At 65.9% G+C, this 15,324-nt stretch carries 15 protein-coding genes; 3 read left to right on the forward strand and 12 right to left on the reverse strand.

From position 1 onward, the window contains the following. The 5 genes from rlmD to ACO6D5_RS15940 form a co-directional block, all read right to left on the reverse strand. Positions 1 to 1,424, reverse strand: a 1,424-nt coding sequence (gene rlmD, locus ACO6D5_RS15920) for a 23S rRNA (uracil(1939)-C(5))-methyltransferase RlmD (RefSeq protein ID WP_485825901.1), incomplete at its 3' end; no start/stop codon positions are given. A gap of 106 nt (positions 1,425 to 1,530) precedes the next feature. Next, a complete protein-coding gene (locus tag ACO6D5_RS15925) occupies positions 1,531 to 2,712 on the reverse strand; it encodes an MFS transporter (RefSeq protein ID WP_485825902.1) in 1,182 nt (393 codons plus the stop codon). Between the two features lie 95 nt (positions 2,713 to 2,807). Beyond that, positions 2,808 to 3,716 carry a LysR substrate-binding domain-containing protein gene (locus ACO6D5_RS15930; RefSeq protein WP_485825903.1) on the reverse strand — a complete coding sequence of 303 codons (909 nt, stop codon included), beginning with the start codon at positions 3,714 to 3,716 and terminating at the stop codon, positions 2,808 to 2,810. 29 nt (positions 3,717 to 3,745) lie between these two features. After that, positions 3,746 to 4,093, reverse strand: coding sequence for an Imm51 family immunity protein (locus tag ACO6D5_RS15935; protein WP_485825904.1), 348 nt, complete (start codon positions 4,091 to 4,093; stop codon positions 3,746 to 3,748). Positions 4,094 to 4,198: 105 nt separating this feature from the next. Beyond that, positions 4,199 to 5,752 (reverse strand): MFS transporter, encoded by a 1,554-nt coding sequence (locus ACO6D5_RS15940; protein WP_485825905.1) that lies wholly within the window; start codon positions 5,750 to 5,752, stop codon positions 4,199 to 4,201. 100 nt (positions 5,753 to 5,852) lie between these two features. Here ACO6D5_RS15940 and ACO6D5_RS15945 point away from each other — a divergent pair, with 100 nt between their 5' ends. Next, positions 5,853 to 6,728, forward strand: a complete 876-nt coding sequence (locus ACO6D5_RS15945; protein WP_315847218.1) for a LysR family transcriptional regulator — start codon at positions 5,853 to 5,855, stop codon at positions 6,726 to 6,728. 94 nt (positions 6,729 to 6,822) lie between these two features. Here the strand turns inward: ACO6D5_RS15945 and ACO6D5_RS15950 are convergent, their stop codons facing one another. From ACO6D5_RS15950 to surE, 6 genes are all read right to left on the reverse strand, one after another. Next, a complete protein-coding gene (locus ACO6D5_RS15950; protein WP_006222290.1) occupies positions 6,823 to 7,575 on the reverse strand; it encodes a TorF family putative porin in 753 nt (250 codons plus the stop codon). 345 nt (positions 7,576 to 7,920) lie between these two features. After that, positions 7,921 to 8,547, reverse strand: coding sequence for a hypothetical protein (locus ACO6D5_RS15955; protein WP_485825906.1), 627 nt, complete (start codon positions 8,545 to 8,547; stop codon positions 7,921 to 7,923). Positions 8,548 to 8,713: 166 nt separating this feature from the next. Further along, entirely contained in the window at positions 8,714 to 9,493 is a 780-nt protein-coding gene (locus tag ACO6D5_RS15960; protein WP_315847418.1) for a 3'-5' exonuclease, read from the reverse strand. Further along, positions 9,490 to 10,350 carry a peptidoglycan DD-metalloendopeptidase family protein gene (locus tag ACO6D5_RS15965; protein WP_485825907.1) on the reverse strand — a complete coding sequence of 287 codons (861 nt, stop codon included), beginning with the start codon at positions 10,348 to 10,350 and terminating at the stop codon, positions 9,490 to 9,492. The genes ACO6D5_RS15960 and ACO6D5_RS15965 overlap by 4 nt, the downstream gene beginning before the upstream one ends. 17 nt (positions 10,351 to 10,367) lie before the next feature. Beyond that, the gene (locus ACO6D5_RS15970) at positions 10,368 to 11,192 is read right to left on the reverse strand and encodes a protein-L-isoaspartate(D-aspartate) O-methyltransferase (protein WP_315847420.1); all 825 of its coding nucleotides are present in this window, start codon (positions 11,190 to 11,192) and stop codon (positions 10,368 to 10,370) included. Continuing rightward, entirely contained in the window at positions 11,177 to 11,935 is a 759-nt protein-coding gene (surE, locus tag ACO6D5_RS15975) for a 5'/3'-nucleotidase SurE (protein ID WP_485825908.1), read from the reverse strand. Before surE ends, ACO6D5_RS15970 begins: the two co-directional genes overlap by 16 nt. A gap of 190 nt (positions 11,936 to 12,125) precedes the next feature. On the opposite strand from surE, the gene plsY reads away from it, so the two are divergent. After that, positions 12,126 to 12,764, forward strand: a complete 639-nt coding sequence (gene plsY / locus ACO6D5_RS15980; protein ID WP_315847422.1) for a glycerol-3-phosphate 1-O-acyltransferase PlsY — start codon at positions 12,126 to 12,128, stop codon at positions 12,762 to 12,764. A gap of 59 nt (positions 12,765 to 12,823) precedes the next feature. Here the strand turns inward: plsY and tsaD are convergent, their stop codons facing one another. Further along, entirely contained in the window at positions 12,824 to 13,855 is a 1,032-nt protein-coding gene (gene tsaD, locus ACO6D5_RS15985; RefSeq protein ID WP_006222297.1) for a tRNA (adenosine(37)-N6)-threonylcarbamoyltransferase complex transferase subunit TsaD, read from the reverse strand. Positions 13,856 to 13,966: 111 nt separating this feature from the next. On the opposite strand from tsaD, the gene ACO6D5_RS15990 reads away from it, so the two are divergent. Beyond that, complete coding sequence (locus ACO6D5_RS15990; protein WP_006222298.1) at positions 13,967 to 15,259, forward strand: NCS2 family permease; 1,293 nt, start codon at positions 13,967 to 13,969, stop codon at positions 15,257 to 15,259. The last annotated feature ends 65 nt before the right edge of the window (positions 15,260 to 15,324 follow it).

The following is a 15,324-nucleotide window of genomic DNA, read 5'->3' on the forward strand; positions in this document are numbered from 1 at the left end:
GCCTTCTCTGCGGCTGCGGCGGCCTTGGCCTCTTCCGCCGCCACGGCATCCGCCGCCGCCTGGATGGCGCGCTGGCGGGCGCGTTCCTTCACTTCCAGCACGCCTGCCGCATCCAGCGATTCAAACACCGCGATCGATTCCACGTGGCCCGTGTGCGGGAACATGTTGATGACTCCCGCGCTCTTCAACACGTAGCCGCCTTCATGCACCAGGATGGCGGCGTCGCGCGCCAGCGTGGCTGGATTACAGGACACGTAGACAATGCGGCGGGGACGCTCTTCCGCATTGAGTTCCGACAAGGCTTGCGACACGGCATGCGCGCCTTCGCGCGGCGGATCGATCAGCATGCGGTCGAAGTAGCCCAGGCTGCGCAGCCAGTGCGCATCCACCTCGAACAGGTTCAGCGTGGCAAAGCTGCTGCGGTCGGCCAAACCGTGGCGCGACGCGGCGTCGAACGCGCGGTCGGTCAGCGTCTTGCTGCCTTCCACGCCCACCGCTTCGCGGCATTGCGTGGCCAAGGGCAACGTGAAGTTGCCCAGGCCGCAGAACAGGTCGGCCACGCGATCGGTGGGCTGCACGTCCAGCAGTTTCAGCGCGCGCGACACCATCGCGCGGTTGATGGCGTGGTTGACCTGCGTGAAATCGGTCGGCCGGTACGGCATGCGCAGGCCGAATTCCGGCATCGTGTAGGCCAGCGTGTCGCCGTGCTCGCGCTCCATGGGGTGCACGGTCTCCGGGCCCTTGGACTGCAGCCACCATTGCACGTTGTGCTCGGCCGCGAAGGCACGCAGGATGGCGATGTCGCCATCGGTCAGCGGCAGCAGATGGCGCAGCACCAGCGCCGTCACGCCTTCGCCCAGCGACACTTCGATCTGGGGCATGCGGTCGGGTGCGGACATCGATGCGATCATCGCGCGCAGCGGCATCAGCAGGTCGCTGACGTGGCGCGGCAGCACGTGGCATTCGCGCATGTCGGCCACGTAGCTGCTCTTGCGTTCATGAAAGCCGACCAGCACACCGCCCTTTTTCGGCACGACCCGCACCGACAGGCGCGCGCGGTAACGGTAGCCCCAGGTCGGGCCTTGCAGCGGCGGCAGGATCAGCGCGGGGCGCAGCTTGCCCACGTGCCAGAAGGTGTCTTCCAGCGAACGCTGCTTGATGGCCACTTGCGTGCTGGGCTCCAGGTGCTGCATGGCACAGCCCCCACAGACCCCGAAGTGCGGGCAGCGCGGCACGACCCGCTGCGACGAGGGGCGCATCACCTCGTCCACGCGGGCGATTTCGTAAGACGGCTTGCGGCGCAGCGTCACGGTGGTGACCCGTTCACCCGGCAGGGCCCCTTCCACGAACACCACTTTCCCGTCGCGACGGGCGATCCCCCTGGCTTCCAGGTCCAGGGACTCGATACTCAAAACGTCTGACATCTCACGCAGTCCAGAATTACACGCAACCCGATATTGTAGAAGGACTCTGGCCATTCGCGAAAATGGTCTTTCATGGGGCCGGACCGCCCTGCCGAACGGACGCGTTTCAGGCTGGCTGGCGCGCGGACGACCGCGCCGATTGCCACCACAACGCCGCCATGGCTGCGACTGCCGCCGCCGCGCCGGCCAACGGCAACGCGGGCAAGCCGGCCCAAGCGATCGTCAGACTGCCCAGCCCGCCGCCCACCGCCGTTCCCAGATTGAACGAAGCGATGTTCAGTCCTGCCGCCACGGCCGTGGATTCCGGCACATGGCGTTGCGCCAGCTTCAGCAGCCGAAGGGTCAGTATCGTCACGATGCAGAAGAACACCAGCCCCAGCGCGCCGGCCAAGGCCACGACCGTCCAGCCGGACTGCCGGAACCCGTACAGGGCGAGTAACGTCGCGCTCAGCCCGGCCAGCGCCAGCAACGCCGCGCGGTCCGCATCCATCTTGTCGACCAGATAGCCGCCCAGCAGATTACCCGCGATGGAGCACACGCCAAACAGCAGCATGGCCGCGCTCAACCGCTGCACGTCCGCCCCCGTCACCTGCAGCAGGTACGGCGAGACGAAGGTGAAAAAGCAGAAAGTCGCCACGCTGACCAATGCGCCCACGCCGGCGCTCATCAGCATCTTGGGGTGGGCGATGGCCCGTAAGCCCGCGCCCGCACCGGGCCGGTCTGCCGCGGGCCCGGAAGACGCATCGTGGCTGGGCATGCACCACCGCAAGCCCGCCAGGCCGATCAAGGCCAGCACGCCGATCGCCGCGAAAACGGCCCGCCAGGACCAGATGCTGCCCAGGAAGGTGCCCAGCGGCACGCCGAGCGCCAGCGCCAGCGTCAAGCCGATCCACACGACGGCGACGGCCCGCCCGGCGCGCGCGTCATCCACAAGCCGCGTCGCGGCATCCGACGCCACCGCCATGAAGACGCCATGGGCCAGCCCCACCACGAAGCGCACGCCCAGCAGGATGGGCAAGGTGTCCGACAGGCTCATCAGGCCGCTGCCCACGGCCAGGACGGCCATGGACCACGCCAGCGTGCGGCGGTCGCGCCAATGGGCGACCAGCGCAGGGATCAATGGTGCCCCGATGGCGGCGCCAAAGGCGTAGGCGGCGATAGCGGTCCCTACCGCCTCGATCTTGGCGTGCAGGCCATCGGCCATCGCCGACACCAGGCCGGCCACCACGAATTCAGACAGGCCGAATGCGAAGGTGCAGACGGAAAAGACATAGACAGCGATGGGCATGGCAGGCGCTAACTCGACAAAGAGGTGCCGAGCTTAGGCCGGCTGCCAAACGCCGTAAAATATATTATTTATCGCTTTATAAGACGCTGAACGTCTTAATTGACTAGCGCGAGCGTTTGGCGCACCGCAACGACCAGCCGGTCGCGCACGGGGGATGCCCGTTCGGGATTCCACCCGATCAACAGATCCAGATGCAGCAAGGACGCCGGCGCGTCTGCCGCAATGGGCCGGAAGACAACATCCCCGCCCGCCGTCTGGGCCAGCGATGCAGGCAGCAGCGCAACGCCGAAGCCCGCGGCCACCAGCGCCACCACCGTCTGCAGTTGTCGCGCTTCCTGCGCCACCCGCGGCACAAAGCCGGCCGTCTGGCACAGCTGGATCAACTGGTCGTGAAAACCCTGTCCCAAGCGCCGCGGCGAAGCGACGAAAGGCTCGTCTCTCAGCGCGGCCAGCGCCACCACCGCATCGTCCGCCAAGGGATGCCCCGCCGGCAAGGCCACATGAATGGGTTCGCGCAGCAAGGTCTCGAACCGCAGCGTCGGCGTCGTGGACCCGGGCGTGCGCAGGAATCCGATGTCCGCGCGGCCGGCTTCCAGGGCCTGGACTTGTTCATGCGTCGTCGCCTCCTGGAGGGTGAACGCGACCGCCGGATGCGTGTTGCGGAAATCCCGCAGTGCGCGCAACAGCGGCGCGTACGGCGCGATGTTGATGAACGTGAGCGTGAGGTGTCCGTCCATCCCCTGGGCCACACGGCGCGTGTGCGCCACGCCTTCTTCCAGCGCATCCAGGATGCGCCGGGCGGACGCCAGGAACGCGGCGCCCGCCGGCGTCAATGCCACACTGCGGTTGGTCCGTTCAAACAGCGTCGCGCCGATCTCGCCTTCCAGGCGGCGGATCGCCTGGCTGAGCGGCGGCTGCGCCATGTGCAGGCGCTCTGCCGCCCGATTGAAGTGCAGCGTTTCCGCGACGGCGACAAATTGCCGCAACAGGCGGGTTTCAATCATCGAGACGCTCACCCTCACTCATTCAGAGGTCAGTCCAATTCAGCCCGGGAAAACAGGTCCTGGATCTGCCTCCAGTCTTCACATGCGGCCTTGAAGCCGATGATGAAGGCCTTCACCGCTTCGCTGTCGGAAGAATAGGCGCAGAACGTGTCCGCTTCGGGATCAAAATCAATCTGTTCAGAAAGCTCGGGCATTTTTTCAGTTAGAAAGACCAGCGCCAATGACGCCCAGTCGTAGCCCGAACCCACAAAACCCTCTTGCCTGCGGCGGCGGAAGACCTCTTCCTTGTACTCCCCAACGGTGAGGATGACTGAAAAGCTGCCTTCGTATTCCATCCAGGAAAAAGGCTTGATTGATTCTTCGAAATCGATGGTCACTGCGCTCAAAGCTCCTTGAATAGCCTGCCGCCCCGGTGGCGGCATGGGTTAACACCGCGCAAATATACCCGTGCGCGATGCCGATGGCGCGACCATTAAAGGCAATTATCGAGTTTCCCGCAACGTGAGCGCGGAATCAGGCGACACGCGGGCCGTCCAGGGGGAGAACGCCAGCAGGCTGATCACGGCGAAAACGAACGCGCTGCCGGCGCCATACGCCATGACCCATCCGAAGCCGGACAAGAGCGCGGTCTGCAACGCGCCCGCCCCTTGGCTAACGTGCGAGAACAGCGCCTCGCCGTCAAGCGCGGCCAGGAGGCCGGCGGCAATCTTCTCTGCGAACAGGCGCAGCCCCGGCCCGTCAGACGCCGAGAGTGCTTGCGTCAGGTGCGCCATGACACCCTCGACCAGCACCAAGCCCATCAAGGCGATGCTGAAGGCCAGCGAGGTCATCCGTGCGCTCATGTCGGCCCCCGACGCCATCCCGGCCCGCTCGCGCGAGACCGCGGCCGTGATCGTGTTGGCGACCGGCGTGTTCGTCAGCCCAAGGCCGGTGCCGGCAATCACGCAGCCCGGCAGGATCCACCAGCCCGGTTCCGAAGAATGGCTACCGGCCAGCATCAGGATGAAGCCTGCGCCGATGAGGCTCAAGCCCACGGGAATCACGAAGCCCGGGTGATACCGCAGGGACAGCTTTTCGCCGACCGGCGGCATGAAGAGCGTGGGCAAGGTATAGGCCAGCAGCGCCATGCCGGTCTGCACGCTGTCGTAGCCCAGACCGCCGTGGAAATAGATCGGCAGATAGATGATGAATGGCCAGAAGCTGAGGTTCATCCCTACCGAACCCGCGAGCGCGCCGGAGAAGTTGCGGTTGCGGAACACGGCGAAATCGATCATGGGGTGGCGGCTGCTTTTCTCGGCGGCGATGAACCCGATGAAGCTGGCGATCGACAGGCCGATGATGCCCAATGCCACCGGGCTTGCGAAGCCCAGCACCGGGCCTTGCGTGACGAACAGCACCAGGCAGAACACTGCGACGGAAAGCGTCAGGATGCCTGCGATATCCAGCGGCCGCACCTGCGGATCGCGCGATTCCTCGACCGCCGCGTAGGCCATGGCCAAGGTGATCACCGCCAAAACGCCATGAACCAGGAAAACCCATTCCCAGCTCGCCAGCGCAAGGATGGCGGCGCCCACGATCGGCCCGAAGCCCAGGCCAACGCCGAAGACGATGCCCCACCACGAAAACGCGGCGCCTCGTTCGCGCCCATCGCGGAATTGGCTGGACAGGATCGCCACCTGGCAGATCAGCATCATCGCGGCGCTCAGCCCCTGAAGAAAGCGCGCCACGATCAGGATCTGGATGTCTGCAGTCAGCCCGCACACCAGCGAGGTCACGCCGAAGGCGACGATGCCGACCATGAATAGCCGCTTGCGGCCGTAGCGATCGGCCAGCGTGCCCGTGGCCATCAGGATGGTCGTCATCGCGATGGTATAGGCGGCCATCACCCACTGCAGCTGCCTGAAGCTGGCCCCCATGGCGTGCTCGATCGTCGACAGGACTGGCGGCACGCTGGATATTTCCAGGCCCAGCATCAGTGCGGAAAGGCAGATGGCGGCCAGGGCGAGCTTGCCCCGGCGCGAAGAGACGGCGGTCATGAGTGAACATCCAGACTAAGGTGCACGCATGGTAGGCGTGGCACATCTATTCCGCAATGCTATGCTTGGATATATCAGAGATAACAATTTCGGATAGATCATGACCAAGCCCACGCTGGATGTGGACGCCGTCCAGGCGTTCGTGAGCATCGCGGAGTTTCGAAGTTTCACGAAAGCGGCAGATGCCCTGGGCACGACCCAGGGCGCGATCAGCGTCAGGCTCAAGCGCTTGGAAGACCGGCTGGGCCACAAATTGATCGAACGGACGCCGCGGCACGTGCGGCTTTCGGCCCAGGGCGCGATCTTCGTGAACGGGGCGCGCGAATTCCTGGCCGCGCATGACCGCGCGCTGGCGCTCCTGGACGCCGAGCGGCGGCATTTCAGGCTGGGGATCGCCTCCCACATTGCGGGGCCCGAAACCCCGTCCTTGCTGGCCCGCTTGCATGAACGCGATCCGGCGTTGAACATCGAGGTCCGGCTGGACAATTCGCACACGCTGCTGGACGCGTTCGACAACGGCGACCTGGAAGCCGTCATCGTCGGCCAGGAAGATGACCGCCGCGACGGCGAAGACCTGGGACCCGAGCATTTCGGCTGGTTCGCCGCCCCGAGCTTTGAATGGCGCGCGGGCGAACCGCTCAGGCTGGCCGCCTTGATGCCTTGCTGCCAGGTCCGCAACACGGCGATCCTGGCCTTGGACCGGCACGAGATCGCGTGGAACGAGGTCTTCGTAGGCGGCGGCTATGCCGTCATGGCTGCGGTCTCGGCCGGCTTGGCGATCGGCGCCCTGGCATGCCGCCTGGCGCCGGCCGATACGATCGAAGTGGGCGAACGTTTTTCGCTGCCCGCCCTGCCCGCGTCGCGCATCACACTGCACTCGACGTTGACGGACTCGCGGTCGCGCGACGCGCTGCGCACGATCGCGGCTGCCTACCGGGAACACCGCAGCGTCAGGCCGTCACCGCCGCAACAATAAAAAAAGGGGAATTGATGGGGACTGCCCATCAGGCAGTCTCCATCAATTCCCCAAAAGGCCGGCGCGTTTTCAAGGCGCCGCCACGGATTTCGATTCAGAACGCGCGAGATACCGAGAAGACCGCGCCCAGGCGGCCCGACGGGTGGCCGTATTTGGTCGGCAGCCAGTTGTCCTTGGTGGCGCCGACCGCGGCCAGGCCCAGCACCCAGCCCTTCAAGTCCTTGGTCACGCCGACTTTGTAGTCAACGTAATGGCCGATCGAATCGCCGTCCATGTTCGATTGGTTCTTCAGCTTCTGATAGCCCAAGTGGCCGAGAAGGCCCCAGCCATCGCCCAGATCGAACGTGGCCGTGCCGTCCAGGTACCAGGTGCCTTTGCTGTCGGGCGTGCTGAAGAAGTCGCTGGGCGTGTAGGAATACTTCAGCGAGTAGTTGCCGTAGGACGCGCCCACGTACAGGTCGGTGTTGTTGTAGTTGCCGCCCTTGGGCGAACTGGAGCCCGGGTAGTAGTAGTGCAGCACCCCGGCGTCCAGCGTGAAGCCGCCGCCGACGTCGCCCTTCCAGCCGCCGTAGAAATCCATTTCCAGGTTGCCGTCGGTGAACACGAAGTTGGAGACGTTGGAGTTCCAGTTGCCCAGGTAGAAGCCGGAACTGTGGGTCAGGTCGATACCCAGCTGCACGGCAGGACGGAAGTCGGTCTGCGAGTAGCCGCGGAACCGGTAGTCGCTGGCAATGGTGGCGTTGCCGCTAAGAGAAAAACCGCCCCCCAGATCGGTGGGTTCAGCCTGGGCCGTCGAGGCGAAACAAGCGGCAAGCGCAAAAGGCAAGGCTAGCAACGTCTTCTTCATGGTGCGGAGTCCTGATCGGATTTAACGAGGAGGAGGACGGCCTCGCGGCGCATCCCTCTGACCGGCTTTGCTGCGGTGGGTTACCGGCTCACTTTCCAATAAGCAATGTCCGTGCCAGGTTTCAAGCGGGTGACAATCGGCTGTCGGGCTGTTGAATCCGTATTGCCGTGCACCAGAAGCGTGCAAGGGCTCCGCCGCCCCTTGCGGCGCGTGCGTCAAAACGGGGAATCTGCGCCACATTGGAGCGCCGGTCCTGCGCCCACAATAAAAAACCCCGGTCCGCGCAATGCGCGTCCGGGGTTTCGCTTGCATCCGCAGCGCTTTACAGCGCCGCGTGCGGCAGGCTTAGTTGGCCGAGGGCGGGGGCGGCGGAGCAACGTCGCCCGCGGCCGGCGGAGGAGGCGGCGCGCCGCGGCCCTTGCCGCCATGGCGCCCTTCCATCTTGGCGTGGCGTTCCTGCATCTTGGCTTCGCGGTCCTTGACCAGCTTCGTCACCTGGCCGCGCTGCGTGTCATTCAGGCTGTCCCAGACGGCGAGCCACTGGTCGCGTACCTGCTGACCCTGCGCGCGGAACTGGTCGCGCGTCTGATCCGATTGCGCCATCAGGGCGCGCGGATCCAGCTTGCCGCTGTCCAACTGGGACTTCAAAAGGTCGTGGCGCTTGCCGCCGGAGGCACGCATGGCTTCGTGCAGGCTGCGCTGGCCGTCCTGGGCGGTCTTGAACAGCGCTTGCTGCTTGTCATCCAGCTTCAGCTGGTCGACCTGCGCCTTGGAGACGGGACCGATGCCGGGGATGAACAGGCCGTCGCGCATGCCCTTGTGGAACTCGCCAGGTTGGCCGTGGTGCATGGCGGCGGGGCCGCCGTCAGCGGGAGGCGGCGGCGCAGCCATGACGGAACCGGCCACCAGACCGCCCGTCGCGGCGACAAATGCAAGAGCGGCCAAATTGGAGCGAATAGCGAATCGGGACATGTTGTGTCTCCTGAAAGTGAAGAAAGCGAGACCATTGTGCGATCCGCCCGGTTTCAACCGGGTTTCGTCCCCGCCGTCCATGTTTCAGTCGATTGCGCATCCGCCAGACGTGAAGACGGGGCCTTGGCGGCCCCGTGCTTCGTCCCTGCCGGCCCTGCGCAACGGGTCAGGTCGCGTCCCAGGCCGCCATGTATTCCTTCCAGTGCGGCGCGTCGCTGGCGGACAGCGTGTCGCGCACCAACGCGATTTCAGCGTCGTAGGCGGTACGGTCCAGTTCGCCGCGCAGGAAGCGGAAGCGGCAGTACACCAGCCACGTGTTGACGACATCGGTCTCGCAATAGGCGCGGACTTCGTCGGCGCGTCCCGTGCTCCAGGCCTCCCAGACCTTGCTGCCGTCCATCCCGAGCTTGCCGGGAAAGCCGCACAGCTTGGCCAAGTCGTCCAGCGGCGCGTTGGCGCGGCCGTTGTACTTGGCCAGCACGTCCATCAAGTCCAGATGGCGCGTGTGGTAGCGGGCGATGTAGTTGTTGAATTTGAAGTCGCGGTCTTCTTCGCCCATGTCCCAGTAGCGCGGCGCAGGCACACCCAGGATCAGGCTGCGGTAATGCAGGACGGGCAGGTCGAAACCCGATCCGTTCCAGCTCACCAGCTTGGGCGTGTAGCGCTCGATGGTCTTGAAGAAGCCCGCCAGCAAGGCGGCTTCGGGATCATCGGGCTGGCCCAGCGTCTTGACGCGGAACCCCTGGTCATCGCGGAACACGCAGCCCACCACCGCGACCTTGTGCAGGTGCAGCGGCAGGAAATCGTGGCCGACGGCTTCGCGGCGCGCGGTCAGCGCGCGTTCGACCACTTCTTGGTCGGAGACCTCTGCGCCCCAGCCGTTGAGCTTGCGCAGCCCATCGGCGTCGGGGATCGTTTCAAGGTCGAATACCAGGGTTGGCGTCATTTGGCGGGCAGGTACTGCATCGGGTCGACCGGCGTGCCTTGGCGACGGATTTCGAAGTGCAGGCGCGGCGACGTGGTGTCGCTTTGGCCCAGCTCTGCGATCTTGGCGCCGCGCTTGACGTTCTGGCCCGTCTTCACCAGCAAGGCGCGGTTATGCGCGTAAGCGGTGATGAAGCCATTCTGGTGTTCGACGATGATCAGGTTGCCCAGGCCGCGCACCCCATTGCCGCTGTACTTGACCAGGCCATCCGCCGCGGCGGTGATCGGGTCGCCCAGCGCGCCGGAAATGTCGATGCCCTTGCTGCTGGCATTGAAGGTCTGCACGATCGCGCCGTTGGCGGGCCATGCCCAGTTGATGACGCTGGCATCCGCTGCGCGCGGCGAGGGCTTGACCTCGACCGGGGCGGGCGCCGGCGTGGCCGACGAATCAGGCGGAGGCAGCGATGCGACCGGCGCTTCGGGCTGGTCCAGCGGCCGCGGTTGCGGCTTGGTGCTGGCGATGGGCGCGGGTTGCGCGCCCCCGCCCGACCCGCCGGACATCTTCAGGACCTGGCCGACCGAGATCTGGTTGGGGTCGCTGAGGTTGTTCCAGCGCTTGACGCTTTCGATGTCCACATTGTTGGCACGGGCGATCTTGTAGAGCGTGTCGCCCGGCTTGACCACATAGCTGCCGCCCGGCTGAGCCGCCGCTGCGGGTTGCCCGCCGGTCATGTCGACCACCGGTGCACGAGTTCCTTTCGATGCGCAGCCGGCCAAAATGGCCAGGCTGAGCGCCCCCGCGATAAAGAGCGGGCGGCGCAGGCGCGTCATGGACGCGCCCATAGTCATATCGGTCAGTTGCAACTGCCCGTTGAGCATACGTTTCTCCTGTTTGCTCAAGATTGTATTCCGGCGCGTAGCGGCACAAAGCGCACGGCCTCTAATTCAGTTCGTTTCCAGCTGGCTGCGCCGGTGCGTTCGATCAGCACCAGGCGCTGGTTCGAGCCCCCTTCGGGAGCGATGAGGCGTCCACCCGGCGCAAGCTGCGTCAGCAGCGCTTGCGGAATGGCCAAGCCAGCGGCAGCCACAACGATAGCATCGAACGGGGCCACGCCGGGCAGGCCCAAGGTGCCGTCGCCATAGATCAGTCGAATCCGAGTGGTCAGCCGCAAGGCGCGCAGATGCTCGCGCGCCAGCTCGTAGAGCCCGCGGATGCGTTCGATCGAATGGACCTCGCGCACGAACTGCGCAAGCACCGCCGCCTGATAGCCGCAACCCGCGCCCACTTCGAGCACGCGAGTCGGCGTGCGGTCTTCGCACACGGCGGCGATCATGCGCGCCACGACCCAGGGCTGCGAGATGGTCTGCGAATGGCCGATGGGCAACGCGGCGTCTTCATAGGCACGGCTGGCCAGCGCTTCGTCGACGAAAAGATGGCGCGGCACGGCGGACATGGCGTTCAATACGCGCTCGTCGGTGACGCCCTGGCCACGCAGGCGCTGCACCATCGCCTGGCGCAGGCGGTCGGAGTTCAGGCCCAGGTTGCTGCCAGCGGCCGCCACGGGCGCCTGCGGCTGGCGCGGCAAGGTGGCCGCCGAAATGCGGGTATTGCTGTTGGCGGGCGTGACGCCGGGGCTGAGCCGGCCGGAGTCATAGCGGACCGGGCTGGGCCGGCCCGGCACCGGCTGGGACACGTCGGGTTGGCTTACGCGTTTGCGCATAGCGGCTCTGCCCAAGTGCGGATTTCATCCAATTGGCTGTGCTGGGTCAGGTCCAGGCGCAGGGGCGTGACTGACACCGTGCCCTGCTCCACCGCATGGAAATCCGTGCCCGGGGCGGCATCGGCGGCCAGGCCGACCGGCCCGATCCAATAGACCGTGTCGCCGTAGGGCGTCGTGGTGCGCACCACGGGCTGGGACGGGTGCCGCTTGCCCAGGCGCGTGACCGCGAAACCATGCATGTCCTCGAAACGCCGGTTGGGGATGTTGACGTTGAGCAGCACCGGCGCCGCCAGCGGCTTTGCCAGATGCCGTTCGACGACCAGCCGGGCGGCGCGCGCCGCGGAATCGATGTGCTCCCAGCCTTTTTCGGCCAGCGAGAACGCGATGGCGGGAATGCCGAACAGATAACCCTCGCTGGCTGCGGCGACTGTGCCGGAATACAGCGTGTCGTCGCCCATGTTGGCGCCGTTGTTGATGCCGGACACGACCAGGTCCGGACGGGTGTCCATCAGCCCCGTCAGCGCCACGTGGACGCAGTCCGACGGCGTGCCGTTCACGGCGATGAAGCCGTTGGAGGCGGTGCGCACCGACAGCGGCCGGTTCAGCGTCAGGGAGTTGGAGGCGCCGCTATGGTTGGTCTCGGGCGCGACGACGGTTAAATCGCCCAAGCCTTGCAGCGCCGCTACCAGCGCTTCGAGCCCAGGGGCCGAGTAACCATCATCGTTCGAAACCAGAATTCGCATTGTGCATCCGAAAGAAAATAAAACGCGGGTGGACGTGTCGGATTGTACCGTCCGCAGCCCTACCCTGTATGTCCGTCTTGCCACCGCCTGTCGGCCGAGGCGCCGGCGCCACGCTCGATAACCCGTAGCCAGGGGTGGCGCCCGGCGCGGTAGAATCCGCGCCATTACGACAACAACGGACTCCCTCTCCATGGCGATTACCGAACCCTCCCTGGTGTTCACCGCTGCGCTCATCGTGCTGGCCTACCTGATCGGCTCCGTGCCGTTCGCAGTGGTCGTCAGCAAGCTGATGGGGCTGCAAGACCCCCGTAGCTACGGGTCCAAGAACCCCGGCGCCACCAATGTGCTGCGCACCGGCAACAAGACAGCCGCCGCGCTGACCTTGTTGGGCGACGCCGCAAAGGGATGGTTCGCGATCTGGCTGGCCGAAAAGCTGGCTCCCGGCATGGCCCCCACGGGCCTCGCCCTGGTGGCCCTGGCGGCATTCGTCGGTCACCTGTACCCCATTTTCCTGGGATTCAAGGGCGGCAAGGGCGTGGCGACGGCGCTGGGCGTGCTGGTGGCCATTCAACCCTGGCTGGCCGTGGCAACCGCGGCCACCTGGTTGATCATCGCGGTGTTCTTCCGCTATTCGTCCCTGGCCTCGCTGGTGGCGGCATTCTTCGCCCCGGTGTATTACGTGTTCGGCTCGGGACTGGCCTGGTACGCGCAACCGGCGATGGGCGTGGCGCTGGCCGTGATCGGCGTGCTGCTGTTCTACCGCCACCGCGCCAACATCACCCGCCTGATCCAGGGCACCGAAAGCAAGATCGGCGGCAAGAAGAAGTAAGCCTCGCCCCCGACGAAAATGGGCGGCCCGGCCGCCCATTTTCATGTCCGGAGACCCGTTCAAGCGATATCGGCCAGGTCCCAGCGCGGCTTGACGGTAAAGCTGTGCGCATCGGGATCCAACGTCACAAGCCCGGCTTTCACCCGCTCTGCGGCCGCGAAAGCGATCATCGCGCCATTGTCGGTGCACAGTTCCAGCGGCGGGAAATAGGCTTGCGCGCGCAGCGGTTTCAACGCCGCGGCCAGCTTGGCGCGCAGCAGCTGGTTCGCGCCCACGCCGCCGGCCACGACCAGCCGGCGCAGGCCGGTCTGCTTCAAGGCCTTGATGGCTTTGGCCGCCAGCACGTCGACGATCGCGCCCTGGGTGGCCGCCGCCAGGTCTGCGCGGGTCTGGTCGTCCAGTCCGCCGTCCTTTTCCGCGGCCTTGACCCGGGTCAGCACGGCGGTCTTCAGACCGCTGAAGCTGAAATCCAGGTCGCCGCTGTGCAGCATGGGGCGTGGCAGTTCAAAGCGCGACGCGTCGCCTTGGCCCGCCAGCTTGGCCAAGGCCGGGCCGCCGGGATAGCCCAGCCCCATCAGCTTGGCCGACTTGTCGAAGGCTTCGCCTGCGGCGTCGTCCAGCGTTTCGCCCAGCAGTTCGTAGCGTCCCACGCCATCCACGCGCATCAGCTGCGTATGGCCGCCGGACACAAGCAGCGCCACGAAGGGGAAATCGGGCCGGGGGTCGGCCAGCATGGGCGACAGCAGGTGGCCTTCAAGGTGATGGATGCCGATGGCCGGCAAATGGCGCGACCACGCGAACGACTGCGCCACGCTGGCGCCGACGAGCAAGGCGCCCGCCAGGCCCGGGCCAGCCGTATAGGCCACGGCGCCGATGTCGGACATCTGCAGCCCCGCCTCTTCCAGCACCTGGCGGGTCAAGGGCACGACGCGGCGGATATGGTCCCGCGAGGCGAGTTCCGGCACCACGCCACCGTATTCCTGGTGCATGGCGATCTGGGTATGCAGCGCGTGCGCGAGCAGTCCCCGTTCCGTACAGACGGCTGCGACACCGGTTTCGTCGCAGGAGCTTTCAAAGCCGAGAATAATCATGGCGGCAGAGTTTACAACTGATGCGAAAATACGCCTGTTTTTGAAATCGCGGGGCCACCCGGCGCCCGCCCCACAACAACCTACAAGCCTGCAAACACACTGGGGACTCGAATGCTGGAGAAGCTATTCAAGCTGCGTGAACACGGGACGACCGCGCGTACCGAGATCGTGGCCGGTCTGACGACCTTCCTGACGATGTCATACATCATCTTCGTCAACCCGGACATCCTGTCGTCCACCGGCATGGACCGCGACGCCGTTTTCGTGGCCACCTGCCTGGCGGCCGCGCTGGGCTCGCTGGTGATGGCCCTGATCGCCAACTGGCCGATCGGCATGGCCCCCGGCATGGGCCTGAACGCGTTCTTCGCCTTCACGGTCGTCAAGACGATGGGCTACACCTGGGAGCAGGCGCTGGGCGCCGTGTTCATCTCGGGCGTGATCTTCCTGATCCTGACGATCTCGGGCATCCGGGTCTGGCTGGTGAAGGGCATTCCGCATTCGCTGCGCAGCGCCATCGCCGCAGGCATCGGGCTGTTCCTTGCCATTATCGCGCTATCGAGCGCCGGCATCGTCGTCGCCCACCCGGCCACCAAGGTCTCTTTGGGCAACCTGACGACGCACGGCCCGCTGTTCGCGATCCTGGGCTTCTTCATCATCGCGTCGCTGGACGCGCTGCGCGTGCGCGGCGCGATCCTGATCGGCATCATCGTCGTCACGGTGTTGTCGATGGCGCTGGGCTACAACGAATTCAAGGGCATCTTCTCGGCGCCGCCCAGCCTGGCCCCCACGTTCCTGAAGCTGGACATCCTGGGCGCGCTGCATAGCGGCTTCGTGCACGTCATCCTGGTGTTCGTGCTGGTCGAGGTGTTCGACGCGACCGGCACGCTGGTGGGCGTGGCCAAACGCGCCGGCCTGGTGCCGGAAGGCCGCCCCAACCGCCTGGGCCGCGCGCTGTTCGCCGACAGCACCGCCATCGTCGCCGGTTCCGCGCTGGGCACCAGCAGCACCACCGCCTTCGTGGAAAGCGCCTCGGGCGTGCAGGCCGGCGGCCGCACGGGCATGACGGCGCTGGTCGTGGCCCTGCTGTTCCTGGCCGCGCTGTTCATTTCGCCGCTGGCCGGCGCTGTGCCCGCCTACGCCACCGCGCCCGCCCTGCTCTACGTGGCCGGCCTGATGATGCGCGAACTGATCGACATCGACTGGAACGAAGTCACCGAAGCCACGCCGGCCGCCCTGACCGCGCTGGTCATGCCCTTCACGTACTCGATCGCCAACGGCATCGCGTTCGGTTTCATCAGCTATGTGGTGCTGAAGACGGCCACCGGCAAGGTCCGCGACGTGCATCCGGCCACGTGGCTGGTGGCGGTTCTGTTCGTGATCCGCTACGCGTTCTTCCCCGAATAGACCGTTCGGGCGCAACCCGCCCGAAAAGCCGCCCGGCGCCTCGCCGCGGCGGCTTTTTTTGTGCC

This window comes from Achromobacter sp. (assembly GCF_057314935.1).

Coding starts and splice junctions, on each gene's coding strand:
- ACO6D5_RS15925 (WP_485825902.1), bottom strand. CDS start 2,712: ATGCCCATCGCTGTCTATGTCTTTTCCGTCTGCACCTTCGCATTCGGC.
- ACO6D5_RS15930 (WP_485825903.1), bottom strand. CDS start 3,716: ATGATTGAAACCCGCCTGTTGCGGCAATTTGTCGCCGTCGCGGAAACG.
- ACO6D5_RS15940 (WP_485825905.1), bottom strand. CDS start 5,752: ATGACCGCCGTCTCTTCGCGCCGGGGCAAGCTCGCCCTGGCCGCCATC.
- ACO6D5_RS15945 (WP_315847218.1), top strand. CDS start 5,853: ATGACCAAGCCCACGCTGGATGTGGACGCCGTCCAGGCGTTCGTGAGC.
- ACO6D5_RS15950 (WP_006222290.1), bottom strand. CDS start 7,575: ATGAAGAAGACGTTGCTAGCCTTGCCTTTTGCGCTTGCCGCTTGTTTC.
- ACO6D5_RS15955 (WP_485825906.1), bottom strand. CDS start 8,547: ATGTCCCGATTCGCTATTCGCTCCAATTTGGCCGCTCTTGCATTTGTC.
- ACO6D5_RS15960 (WP_315847418.1), bottom strand. CDS start 9,493: ATGACGCCAACCCTGGTATTCGACCTTGAAACGATCCCCGACGCCGAT.
- ACO6D5_RS15965 (WP_485825907.1), bottom strand. CDS start 10,350: ATGCTCAACGGGCAGTTGCAACTGACCGATATGACTATGGGCGCGTCC.
- ACO6D5_RS15970 (WP_315847420.1), bottom strand. CDS start 11,192: ATGCGCAAACGCGTAAGCCAACCCGACGTGTCCCAGCCGGTGCCGGGC.
- surE (WP_485825908.1), bottom strand. CDS start 11,935: ATGCGAATTCTGGTTTCGAACGATGATGGTTACTCGGCCCCTGGGCTC.
- plsY (WP_315847422.1), top strand. CDS start 12,126: ATGGCGATTACCGAACCCTCCCTGGTGTTCACCGCTGCGCTCATCGTG.
- tsaD (WP_006222297.1), bottom strand. CDS start 13,855: ATGATTATTCTCGGCTTTGAAAGCTCCTGCGACGAAACCGGTGTCGCA.
- ACO6D5_RS15990 (WP_006222298.1), top strand. CDS start 13,967: ATGCTGGAGAAGCTATTCAAGCTGCGTGAACACGGGACGACCGCGCGT.